At 53.8% G+C, this 11,981-nt stretch carries 9 protein-coding genes, 1 tRNA gene and 1 pseudogene; 6 read left to right on the top strand and 5 right to left on the bottom strand.

All coding sequences use genetic code 11. The annotated features are described in order from the left end of the window. The first annotated feature begins 127 nt into the window (after window positions 1-127). The 5 genes and pseudogenes from EYC87_RS06420 to EYC87_RS06400 form a co-directional block, all read left to right on the top strand. A complete protein-coding gene (locus EYC87_RS06420) occupies window positions 128-505 on the top strand; it encodes a YMGG-like glycine zipper-containing protein (RefSeq protein ID WP_279252161.1) in 378 nt (125 codons plus the stop codon). Window positions 506-755: 250 nt separating this feature from the next. Next, entirely contained in the window at window positions 756-1,994 is a 1,239-nt protein-coding gene (locus EYC87_RS06415; protein ID WP_279252160.1) for a phytanoyl-CoA dioxygenase family protein, read from the top strand. Window positions 1,995-2,128: 134 nt separating this feature from the next. Further along, window positions 2,129-2,202: transfer RNA gene (locus EYC87_RS06410), tRNA-Gly, on the top strand. Window positions 2,203-2,264: 62 nt separating this feature from the next. Then, complete coding sequence (locus tag EYC87_RS06405; protein WP_279252159.1) at window positions 2,265-4,571, top strand: TonB-dependent receptor; 2,307 nt, start codon at window positions 2,265-2,267, stop codon at window positions 4,569-4,571. Window positions 4,572-4,708: 137 nt separating this feature from the next. Next, window positions 4,709-4,861, top strand: a pseudogene (locus EYC87_RS06400) (IS6 family transposase); the annotation flags it as partial. Between the two features lie 1,182 nt (window positions 4,862-6,043). Here the strand turns inward: EYC87_RS06400 and bamJ are convergent. Continuing rightward, complete coding sequence (bamJ, locus tag EYC87_RS06395; protein WP_279252158.1) at window positions 6,044-6,517, bottom strand: BamJ family beta-barrel-assembly machinery protein; 474 nt, start codon at window positions 6,515-6,517, stop codon at window positions 6,044-6,046. A 10-nt stretch (window positions 6,518-6,527) separates the two neighbouring features. Between bamJ and EYC87_RS06390 the strand changes: the two genes are divergently transcribed. Beyond that, the gene (locus tag EYC87_RS06390; RefSeq protein ID WP_279252157.1) at window positions 6,528-6,698 is read left to right on the top strand and encodes a hypothetical protein; all 171 of its coding nucleotides are present in this window, start codon (window positions 6,528-6,530) and stop codon (window positions 6,696-6,698) included. Between the two features lie 31 nt (window positions 6,699-6,729). Here EYC87_RS06390 and EYC87_RS06385 read toward each other — a convergent pair whose 3' ends face one another. From EYC87_RS06385 to EYC87_RS06370, 4 genes are read right to left on the bottom strand one after another with little or no spacing between them, the layout of a single operon-like run. Next, window positions 6,730-7,368 carry a sarcosine oxidase subunit gamma gene (locus EYC87_RS06385; protein WP_279252156.1) on the bottom strand — a complete coding sequence of 213 codons (639 nt, stop codon included), beginning with the start codon at window positions 7,366-7,368 and terminating at the stop codon, window positions 6,730-6,732. Next, the gene (locus EYC87_RS06380) at window positions 7,361-10,375 is read right to left on the bottom strand and encodes a sarcosine oxidase subunit alpha (RefSeq protein ID WP_279252155.1); all 3,015 of its coding nucleotides are present in this window, start codon (window positions 10,373-10,375) and stop codon (window positions 7,361-7,363) included. Before EYC87_RS06380 ends, EYC87_RS06385 begins: the two co-directional genes overlap by 8 nt. Then, a complete protein-coding gene (locus EYC87_RS06375) occupies window positions 10,375-10,695 on the bottom strand; it encodes a sarcosine oxidase subunit delta (protein WP_279252154.1) in 321 nt (106 codons plus the stop codon). The genes EYC87_RS06380 and EYC87_RS06375 overlap by 1 nt, the downstream gene beginning before the upstream one ends. A gap of 10 nt (window positions 10,696-10,705) precedes the next feature. Beyond that, on the bottom strand, window positions 10,706-11,956 hold the full coding sequence (locus EYC87_RS06370; RefSeq protein ID WP_007227963.1) for a sarcosine oxidase subunit beta family protein: 1,251 nt from the start codon (window positions 11,954-11,956) through the stop codon (window positions 10,706-10,708). Window positions 11,957-11,981: the final 25 nt, after the last annotated feature.

Here is an 11,981-nt window from a genome sequence, read left to right as displayed (position 1 = left end):
AGGGCGCGTTGACTTGACGCCAGAACCGGACCGCAATACCGCGGCTGAGCTTAACAATTCTTTACCCGGAATGGCTGTGGCTGCATGATACTGTGCACAAGACTTTTATCATTCCATGGTGGACCCAATGTTGATTCGTATGCGCCGGGCAACAGTGATCAGTTTAGTTTTCCTGTTGGCAACAGTGGCGGCCTGCACCACAACAGATGAAATCATTATCGATAAAAAAGGCGTTAGCATGGCCAGCTATGAAGCAGACCTGGCGGAGTGCAGAGCGTATTCCAGCGAGGTCAAATCCGCAGAGAAGACCGCCAGGGGAGCCGCTTCCGGAGCTGTCATCGGCGGCGCTATTGGTGCCATAACAGGCGGCAGCAGCAGGGCAGTGGAGGGCGCTGGTGTTGGCGCCGTTACCGGCGGTGCACGCGGCGCAAGCGAGGGCGAGCGCGATGAAATTCAAGTGGTCAAAAACTGTCTCCGAGGTCGCGGATACCGGGTACTGAATTGAACTATCGTCATTCTTTGGTGCTCATTTCAAAATAACGCTCGCATGACACTTGTCACACAGCTATTCCCACACAAGCCACGCAAACATTCATGCAGGGCGGTAGCTGTGTGACGCCATTGCTCTCAACAAAAAGAGGCATTGGATATCCGATGCCAACTTTTAGAGTTACCCGCATAGCACCAGACCAAGGTCACGATCGATGGCAATTCCGCATGCTATTATCCTAACCACACGTAAGCAGGAAAGCACTATGTCAATCGATTGCCGAACCAGACGTCATTGCGACCGCAGGCCCCTGGATCGAGATGAGGTTTTTGATTCACTGATACCAGCGGCACTGTCAAACAATGCCGAACTTGCCGCCAGAGGGCTGATATACAAGCGCCTGCCAGCTCTTACCTTCAGCGTCGATGGTCGCAGTGTCACCCTGTACGAACGAAATGGCGCGCTGCGCATCGAGGCAGGTGAGGCCTCTGAAAGCGCTGTTGTCAGCCTGGATAGTTCGGCGCTCTCGGATCTCGTGCAGGACTGGGCGACGACCATGGGATTGGCGATGAATTCGCGCGTCAAAATGACCCGGGGGAACTTTGAGCACTGGATTGGCTGGGAACCGATTTTCCGCGCGCTCTTCGATGGACGACCGGTTCACGAGCCTGGCGCAATCTCCATCTCTGACCGCAATGGCAGTGACCTGAACCTCAACCGAAGCTTCGAGCTTGATGATGACCCTGCTGAAATTTCACACTTTCTGCATCAGGCTGGATTTCTGCATCTGCGAGGTGTGTTTACAGAATGTGAAATGGCCGCTGTATCCGCTGATCTGGACGCATCGCTGGCGCGTGCGCGTCCTGATGACGGCGCGTCATGGTGGGCAGGAGATTCGAAGGGCGTGCAACAGGCAGTGCGCATATTATTTTTCCATGAACAATCTGCTGCATTAGCTGAACTGCTCAGGGACGATAGACTCGGATGGCTGGCCGACATTACTGGCGACAATCTTGGCGGGGATGATGAGGGTACGGGCTGGCTCAGCGCCGAGGGCCTGATTAAGCCACTCGATATCCAGACCGGCCTCTCGGACCTTCCGTGGCACAAGGACTGTGGTCAGGGTCGTCACTCCTATTACTGCAACGGTCTTACCATCGGTCTGTCCATTACCGGCGCAGACGAGCGCAGTGGCGCATTGGGCGTAGTGCCGGGCTCTCATCGGGCCAACATACAACCTGCGGGCAAAGATGACAGCCTCGACCTGCCTGCACTAAAGCTAGTCACGCAGACTGGAGACCTGACCGTGCACTGCAGCGATACGCTGCACCGCGCGTATCCGCCCATCGAACGTCCGCGCAAGGTAGTCTACACCGGCTTTCGGCAACCCCTAATGAAGGGAGATACCATGGAGGAAGTGCCAGTTGCAAAACAGCGCGCGGCCAGGGCACAGCTGACTAACGTGCAGAATCGCATTGCCGGGGCGGGAACCAACACCGGTTAAGCCTTTTCCCACAATGCCCATTCACTGGTGCTAGTCGCAGAACTGCTAGCTTGAACGCCTAAAACCTCCGCTGATATGAGGCTTTGACCCCCTGCAAAGTTCCAGCTACTCTTGAGGCAGGCCATAACAGCGACGCGGGTGTCGTCTAATGGTAGGGCCTCAGCTTCCCAAGCTGAAGACGCGGGTTCGATTCCCGTCACCCGCTCCACTGGATGCAGGCACCTATTGATTACAATAAAAGCCGGTCAGACGGCAGGGTAGGAGAAAACTATGCATATTTATCGAAGACAACTTTCCCTTTCACCGATAGTATCCGGGCTGGCACTGGCCGGCGCGTTGGCTGCCACACCTCAGACTTTGCTCGCGCAGGACTCTTCCGCAACACTGGAAGAGATCATTGTCACTGCACGCAAAGTCTATGAGCCTATGCAGGATGTACCTATCGCGGTCTCCGCATTTAGTGGAGACACCATCGACGCTCTGGTCATGCGTGACCTCCGCGAGTTGGAGGGGTTCGTTCCAAACATGGTGATCGATTCGGTAAGCGTTGCGCCTGCGGGCGCTGCCATTTACATACGAGGCGTGGGAACTCAGGAGGTGGAGCGCTCGTTTGACCCAGCCATTGGCGTCGTAGTCGATGGCGTTCCCCTGTCTTTCGTCAACGGCTCAATGGCCAATACCTTCGATTTTTCTTCTCTCGAGGTGCTGCGCGGCCCACAGGGCACTTTATTCGGTCGCAACACTACGGGCGGTGTCATCAATATTACCCGCACGGCGCCATCGGGCGAGCTAGGCCTTAAATATGAACTGACTGCTGGTAACGACGATCGCATCGACGTCAAGGCGGTACTTAATTTTCCCATCGTAGATGGGTTACTGGCCGGTAAAGTGGGCTTCGCTCAACAGAATGACGGCGGGCTCAGAGAAAATAATGGCAAGCGTGTAGGCGACGCTGACAATCAAGAACTCAACGCCACGCTGCTGCTAACGCCTAACGAAGATATGGATATCACTTTCACCTACGTTAACTATCAGGACGAAAATGATGGCGTCGCCCTGCAGAACATTACCTCTTTGAACATTAATAATCCGATCAATCCGGAACCCGAGGTGCCCTGCGTGCTGCCCGAGGTTGTCTTCGGCCAGACCTGTGGCGATGATGTTAAAGACATCGGCAAACTCACCCAGGATTGGTTTAATCCCATCGATTTCGAGTGGGATAGCTATTCTCTAAATCTGAGCTGGGACATCGGCTTCGGCGTTGTCGACTGGATCACTGGCTATCAGGAAACTGATGAGTCTGTGCCTACGGACTTTGATGGCAGCTCGTTGAACTTCTTTCATGCCATCAGAGAACAGAGCTCTGAGCAAACCAGTACCGAGCTGCGCTTTTCCTCAGACAGTTTTAGTGACAACGTCGACTTTGTAGCGGGTCTGTTCTGGGTTCAAGACGAATATTTCCTAGAACAGCAGACATCAATTGCAGCCTTCGGCGGTCCAGCTGGGTCCGTGTTCCAGAACCCCACAGCCGACCACGAGCGTGAAGCTTGGGCGGTATTTGGCGAGGTGCATATTGGCCTCGGCGAGAGCTGGGCGTTGACCCTGGGCGGACGTTATACCGATGAGCAAAAAGAGTACGCGGGTACACAAACCATTGGCGGTGGCACGGACAATGGCTTTCCTGGCTTCCTGCCGGAAGGTGTCGATGACTTTTACGTCTACGGCAAACCTATCTGGATTCCACTGGGCGGCGCATCGGGCAAGGAAGACTGGCAGGAGTTCACTCCCAAAGTCGGTATAGATTACGAGGTGAATGACGACCTGATGGTCTACGCCTCTTACTCTGAGGGATTTCGCTCCGGCGGGTTCAATGGCCGCAACCAGAACCCAGATAATATCGGCCCCTTTGAACCTGAATTCGTTAACAACTACGAGCTTGGTATGAAGGGCGATTTTCTCGACAACACGTTGAGGCTTAACCTCGCTGCTTTCTATGTTGACTACGAGGATAAGCAGGAGGAGATCATCGAACCTGACGGCTTTGGCGGGTCCAACACCGTAGTGCGCAATGCGGCCACGGTTGAGTCAATGGGGCTGGAGGGCGAACTCACCTGGGTCGCCAATGAATACTTCCAGCTCAATGCCAACCTGGGCTGGCTGGACGCCGAGTATGACGACTATGTAGCCGACCTCACTGGTGATGGGATAGAAACCGACAATAGTGACCTTGAGCTGCGGCGAGTACCAAACTTGGTAGGTGGCATCAATGGCATCTTTAACGCGCAATTGGGGGCTGGTTACATTTCGGCCTTCCTGGGCTATCGCTACACCGACGAGTACTGGGTAGAGACTTCCAATGACCCCCGTGGTCTGCTGGGTAGTCGCGGCGTATTAGATGCCAATATCGCCTACGAGTGGGAGTGGAGCGACGACCGCACGGTTAAAGTCACCTTGTTCGGGCGCGACCTTGCCGACAAGGAGGAGTTTAACTCGGCAGTGATCATTCCTGGTACGATCGCCTTTGGCGCCGTCACGGGTGGTCGTGAGTACGGACTGCAAGTATCAGGTAACTTCTGAGCAGAAGCCTGACCCGTTAACCCGCATAGATCTATCGTGCAGGTTAACGGGTATTGATAACTCAACTAGCCGATTTTAATAGAGTCGATGAAAAGGGTATTGCCAAGTTAAATCGCCGAAATTGATAGAATCGGCACATGAGCACCTATAAACACCACCGATTTCCCCCTGACATAATCTCCTATGCCGTCTGGCTGTTGTACTACAGACTCAATCTGAGTCACCGCGACATCGATGATCTACTGGCCCAGCGAGGCATCCTTCTCTGGTGCATAAAGTTCGGAGCCATATAGACCGCCTTATATGAGCGGTAGCGTAGAACTCATCATTCAAACAATACACCTTCTTACGCGCAGGGCACTCCTGCAACTTTGGGGTAGGGGATTATCGCCTGCATGGAAGGTTCTCACGTTTTCTTGGAAGCTGGCGCTTCGGTCACTATTTCTTTCCAACTTAACTTGTTCGTCCAAAGGCTGTGGATAATTAGGTGCTTAAATACTCAATTTAACATAATATATATTATGCGCACATGTGGATAAATATGCAGATTAGCAGCCCTGAGCATATTTGGTTTGTTATAAGGGCTTTGGGCCGATAAACGCAGTTCCAGGCGCCTCTCCGCACCGGCACTCTCGCGTGGCAACATTTGGTTATCAGGGACAGATGACTGAACGCTCAGCATTAAAGGCGTACGAAGATGATTGTGAATCTCGTTCGGCTAATCGCAGTAACGTTGCCGGTGAATCCCGTAAGCCTTCTCGGTCCCGGTCTCGGTCACTCTCGCTAACGGCGTGTTTTCCCTGGGGACTCTCCATCGCCAGAAGTCGCGCGCGCGTCGACAATGGGCTGTTGTCGCAATCACGACGCGACCTATCGTTTTCGCCAATATACGACGCGCTCCTACGCTCATGGTTTTACTTTTGGCGACACCCAGTGCACGACTGTGCAAGCCGGAGCACGTCGTATTAAGGCATTTTTAAAGGATACCGAAAGATTTGGCGCAGTCTGTGGCCTGGGCCTTCGTTCTAGCGAAACAGCTGCCACAGCAGTTTGGGCGGTTAGGTGCACTTTGATTAAGCAGTAGTCTCAATTTAAGGCTGGCACATGGGCTGTGCGCCAAGAAGCATGGTTGGTCGCCGTCAAGCTGGGCTTAGCTATTAACCCTCATCGTTTTCATCTGGCAGGCATGCTGTCTCGATTCACTGCTACACACCGCATTACACATTATCCAGGGCGCCAGATCATCGAAAAATGGCGCTGTATAGCCATTTGCAATTGTTTGCATGATGCCCGACGGGGCCTGGTGCGCACTTAATAACTACATTATGTTAAATAGATGAATTGAGGCGGTATGCAGTTGATACGTTTAAACAACATGGTTAAAGCCAACTAAAGGGACTTCTATATTCCAGAGTAAACCGCCCATGTTTGTTTCTGCAGACTTGGGAGGAAGCAGCGCCAATAAACATCTGCTAGTTAATCTCTAGCAGTTCCACGTCGAAAATGAGCGTTGACCCCGGCTTAATGGCGCCTGCTGAGCGGTTTCCATAGGCCAAATCACTGGGAATAAACAAGCGGGTCTTCTGCCCCACTACCATGAGCTGAAGCCCTTCCGTCCACCCTCTAATAACCTGGCCGAGACCAAATTCTATCGGCTCGCCCCGCTCCACCGAGCTATCAAAGACTGTGCCATCGAGTAAGGTGCCGTGGTAATGCACCTTTACTGTATCGCGGGCTTCAGGGTGTTGCTGACCGGTTCCCTGCTCCAATACCAGGTACTGCAATCCTGAGGCAGTGGTGATCACGTCTTCGACATCCTTATTGGCAGCCAAGAAATCTGCACCCTTCTGCTTGTTCTCCTCGGCTGACTTCTTGCTACCAGAAGTAAACTGCAGGAAGATAAAAAACAAAATTACGATAACAACGACAACAGCAATTTTTGACACGAAGACACCTGTGAATAAAATAGTTAATTTTCTTGTACCAGCACTCTACCGCACCCTGAATGTGTTTCCTGCCAAATTCGGTAAAGTACGTGAAGAGCTGAGACCAATCACCGGATCATCAATGATGCCTCTGCAACTGCCTGAGAGTTTGCCCACGGTTAACTCCAATACTTGCGACTAGATGTGAATCCAGCAGAAAACGCGTGCGTCTCTCACGCGTCTGCGTTCAGTTGCAGGCCATATTCGTCAGAAGCATCAATAATCCAACGGCACAAATAGTCCGAGAAGCTACGCCGCATGACCAGGTCAAAGGACTGATCTGCGTTCTTGCTGATCATCACCGCAGACTTGGCAAATGTGGTCTGCACGCATTGGCCAGCAGCAAAATGGTTGGGGTGAAAATCATAGACGCTGGATTTTTTAAATAGCTGTTCAACTGCACTGCCCGACACGTTGACCTGGGTTTGACCGCCGCTCACATCCACCACAGCAAAGTGGCCTCCTAAGGTTTCGCGTAACTGACACTCGATTTTTTGTTCGGTGTTACCGGCGACAATGGCCAGCCACTCGTTGGGGCCCAACCAATACAAAGCAGTTGAGTCGCCGCAATTAAAGGTGCAGGCCTCAAGGGGAAGCTCGACTCCCAATACATCAACCACGCCTTGTCTAAACTCTGCATCCTCAGGATCGCCGCGTAAATTTAAATGCCCCCTGTGCGCCCTCTCGTGAATAATAATACCGGCTTGCGAACTACTTTTTAGCATCACGTCTGTTGAAACGTAATGCAGCGGTGATTCCCTGTTAACTGTCACAGCTTCACTCTCCTGCGTGGCTTGCGTCACCTCAGACATTTTGACGATCTCCTTGAGGGTCGTAAAATACCGAGCTGACAATTTCTGCAGGCACACTGCGTCCATCAGCCAGCGGACAATGAATGGTCTCCCCTATCCGCTTATGCCCACCTTTAACGACTGCCAGGGCAATGGAATGACCCAGATGGGCGCTATAATAACTGGAGGTGACGTGGCCCTGCATCGCCATCGGCAGAGGCTGGCTGGGGTCAACAACAATTTGTGCGCCTTCGGGTAATACAGTTTTAGGATCCAGAGTTTTCAGCCCCACCAGTTGTTTACGGTCTTCACGCTGACAATCCTCTCTGCTCAGGCCTCGTTGGCCAATAAAGCTGAAATCCTTGTTTTTGCCAACCACCCAACCCATGTTCAAGTCCTGGGGGGTCATTGAGCCATCAGTGTCTTGACCGACAATGATGAACCCTTTTTCCGCACGCAGTACGTGCATGGTTTCAGTTCCATAGGGCGTAATGTCAAACTCCTGACCTGCCTCATAAAGTTTCTCCCAAACATGACGACCGTGATGCGCTGGAACATTGACCTCGAAAGTCAGTTCTCCTGTGAAACTGATTCGAAATACTCGCGCCGCTAAATCAGCGACTGTACCGTCGCGCCAATCCATGAACTTGAATGCATCTGCAGACAGGTCGATATCGTCACACACTTTCTCTAATACTTTGCGCGCATTGGGGCCGGTAATGGTTGCAGTGGCCCAATGATCGGTCGCTGAAGTAAAGAAAACATTGAGTTCAGGCCACTCGGTTTGGTGCCATAATTCCAGCCAGGACAAAACGCCGGCAGCGCCGCCAGTGGTAGTGAACATCAGGTAATGATTTTCAGCCAGACAAGCGGTAACACCGTCGTCGAACACCATGCCATCTTCTTTCAGCATTAGACCGTAACGGCACTTGCCCGCCGCCAGTTTCAGGTAGCCGTTGGTGTAAACCCGGTTAAGAAATTCCGCTGCGTCCGAACCTTGAATATCAATCTTGCCAAGCGTGGAAGCATCCAACATGCCCACGCTGTTGCGCACAGCCAAACATTCGCGGTTCACCGCCTCATGCATAGACTCGCCTGGCTTGGGAAAATACCAGGGCCGCTTCCACTGACCTACATCCTCCCAGTGCGCGCCCTGTCGTTCATGCCATCTGTGCATTGAGGTGTAGCGTTCGGGGTCAAACAATGACTGAACGTCCCTGCCCGCGATAGCACCAAAAGTGGTGGGTGTATAGGACGGCCGAAAAATCGTGGTGCCTGTCTCCGCAATGGTCTGCCCTAAAGCTTTGGACAAAATTGCCAGGCCGTTGATGTTGCCTAGTTTGCCCTGGTCCGTACCAAAGCCCAGCGCGGTATAGCGCTTGACGTGCTCAACCGACTCGTAACCTTCCCTGGCAGCCAGCTCGATTCCGGCCGCAGTGACATCCAGTTGGAAATCGACAAACTGACTTGGGGCGCGGCTGGTGGGTTTGCTGTGGGGCACAAGGAACAAGGGTTGCTGTGGCTCCTGCGAGGCCTCATCAGCAACGGGGGCTGTAAATTCGACGACACCATCACCGAAGCCAGCGGCCAGTGCGGCCTTCGCGCCCGCAGCAGCGCCCTCTTCCAGGCAGCGCGTAAGACCATAGGTACCCCGAGCGGCCCCTGCAGAACGTTCCTGTTGGACACTCTCGCCTGGCACAAAGCCCACCACCTGGTCGCTCCACTGTGGTCGAGTACCGGTGTGTGAACTCAGATGAATGACAGGGCTCCAGCCACCGGAACAGGCCACCAGGTCACAGTGCAGGCGAAGCGTCTGTCCGATAATTGAGCTGCCGTCCACACTTAAAGGCGCAATGACCGCGGCTTTGACGCGTTTTTTACCGATCACCTCAATGACTCCATGACCGCAATAGAGCTTTATATTCAGGTCGGCCATGGTCTGATTCAAGTCGCCGCCCGGTGCTATCCGGGAGTCAACAACCGCCACCACCTCTCGGCCCGCTTTATGCCAGTTAATCGCGGTTTGGTAAGCGTCGTCGTTAGAGGTAAACAACAGCAATTTATTGCCCGGTAGCACCGCATAGCGATTGACGTAAGTTGCCACTGAAGAAGCCAGCATGACACCGGGCACGTCGTTATGGGCAAAGACCAGGGGGCGCTCTATTGCGCCGGTGGCCAGAATGACTTGACGGGCACGCACTCTATGCAGGCGTTGCCGCGTTCCACTCTCCGCGCTAATGCCAAGGTGGTCAGTGCGACGCTCAACAATCGCTAGAAAGTTATGATCGTAGTAACCAAACACGGTGCTGCGCGGTAACCGTTGCACGTTAGCGAACTCACTCAGCTCTTTTACTATTTGCGCGAGCCAGTCGGCTGCAGGCTGCTGGTCAACGTGGGAACTGGCTCCCAACAGGCTGCCGCCAAATTCACTTTGTTCGTCAGCAATAATAACTCGCGCACCGCTGCGCGCAGCTTCCCGAGCGGCGACCAGCCCCGCTGGGCCTGCACCGACCACTAATACATCGCAGTGTTGGTTCAACCGATCGTAACGATCCACATCCGCTTCGACAGGCGCTGAGCCCAGACCCGCTGCCTTGCGAATAAAATGTTCATAGGTCATCCACAGCTTCTGCGGACGCATAAAGGTTTTGTAGTAAAAACCTGGCGGCAGCATCCGCCCAAATACTCCCATGACACTCATCAGATCATAGTCGACACTGGGCCAGCCGCTGACACTGCGCGCCTCCAGCCCTTCATAAAGCTCTACCTGGGTAGCCCGGAGGTTGGGTATTGTCTGGGCGCCACTGCCCAACTGCACGATGGCGTTAGGCTCTTCGGCGCCATGACCGACGATACCGCGGGGGCGGCCGTATTTGAAACTGCGGCCCACCACGTTTACGCCGTTAGCGAGTAATGCTGACGCGAGGGTATCGCCTTCCAGCCCCTGATAGCGTTTTCCGTTAAAGCTAAAGTTGAGCGGTTTGGCATGATTGACGCGCCCGCCGCTGGCTAAACGATTGATCTGCATTATTGCAGTTCTCCGGCAGTGCTAGTGGTTGCCGCGTGTGCCGGCTGTTCGGAGGGGCTAGTGCCCATGGGGTAACTTTCCAGCACCTCATAGGTGACAGTGTTGCGAATGACATTGAAGTATCGACGACACCCCGCCGAGTGCTGCCACATCTCGTGATGAATACCCCGTGGATTTTTACGGAAGAAAAGGTAGTCCCCCCACTCTTTATCTGACGCCGCCTGCGGATCAGAAGGACGCTTGATATGCGCCTCGCCAGCGTAGCTGAACTCCTCTTCCTCGCGAGTTTGCTTACAGTAGGGGCAGTATATTTGCAGCATCTGGTCGTCCTTAGTGCGCGACACCGGCAGCGCCGTGTTCGTCAATGAGAGCCCCGCTGTAAAAGCGGTCAATATTAAAGGCCTCGGCCAACGGATGTGGCCGGTCGTTAGCCACCGTGTCAGCAAAAACATAACCCGAGCCCGGCGTTGCCTTAAAGCCGCCGGTGCCCCAGCCACAATTAAAGAACAAACCCTCAACTGGAGTTTTGCTGATGATGGGACAGGCATCGGGGCAAGTATCGACAATCCCGCCCCAATGGCGGTTCATTCGGACGCGGCTAAATGAGGGAAATAGCTCGCATATGGCCTGCAGCGTATGCTCTATCACATTGAAAGAGCCACGCTGTCCATAGCCGTTATAACTGTCCACTCCAGCGCCAACTACCAGGTCGCCCTTATCGGACTGGCTGATGTAACCGTGCACTGCGTTGGACATGACAACCGTATCCAGGCAGGGTTTTAAAGGCTCTGACACCAATGCCTGCAGGGGCCTCGATTCAATCGGCAGGCGCAGGCCGGCCATAGCCGCCATTACACCGGAATTACCCGCGGTGACACAGGCCACTTTGCGCGCGCCAATAAAACCATTGGCGGTTTCGACACCAACGACAGCGCCATTGTGGCGGCGTATACCAGTAACCTCCGTTTGCTGGATCAGGTCCACGCCCAGAGCGTCAGCTCCCCGTGCATAACCCCATGCAACAGCATCGTGGCGGGCAGTCCCTCCCCGAGGTTGCCAGGAAGCCCCTAATATGGGGTAACGTGCGTTCGGCGAACAATTCATCAATGGCACTCGCGCTTGTACTTCTGCCGTTGACAGCACGACACCATCGATCCCATTCAGGCGATTAGCATTGACCCGACGCTGGATGTCGCGCATGTCCTGCAAAGTGTGTCCAAGATTCAGCACACCGCGCTGACTGAACATCACATTGAAATTTAACTCCTGGCTCAGGCCCTCCCACAGCTTAAGCGATAATTCATAGAGCTGGGCGGCCTCGTCCCAAAGATAGTTTGAGCGAATGATGGTGGTATTACGTGCAGTATTACCGCCCCCCAAATAGCCCTTTTCGACGACTGCAACGTTGGTGATACCGTGCACTTTTGCGAGATAGTAGGCGGTAGCAAGCCCGTGACCTCCCCCGCCCACAATGACCACATCGTAGTCAGACTTTGGAACAGGGCTACGCCAGGCTCGCTGCCAGTTCTCATTGTAAGTCCGCGCGTGATTGAACAGCTTGAACAGCGAATACTTTTCCATGACTCTCTCGTTCTGCGATCTACTG

The sequence above is a fragment of the Candidatus Seongchinamella marina genome (assembly GCF_026262685.1).
Taxonomy (GTDB): Bacteria; Pseudomonadota; Gammaproteobacteria; order Pseudomonadales; family Halieaceae; genus Halioglobus; species Halioglobus marinus.
The sequence above is the reverse complement of the archived record's forward strand: the minus strand, read 5'-3'. Positions and strand labels throughout refer to the sequence as shown.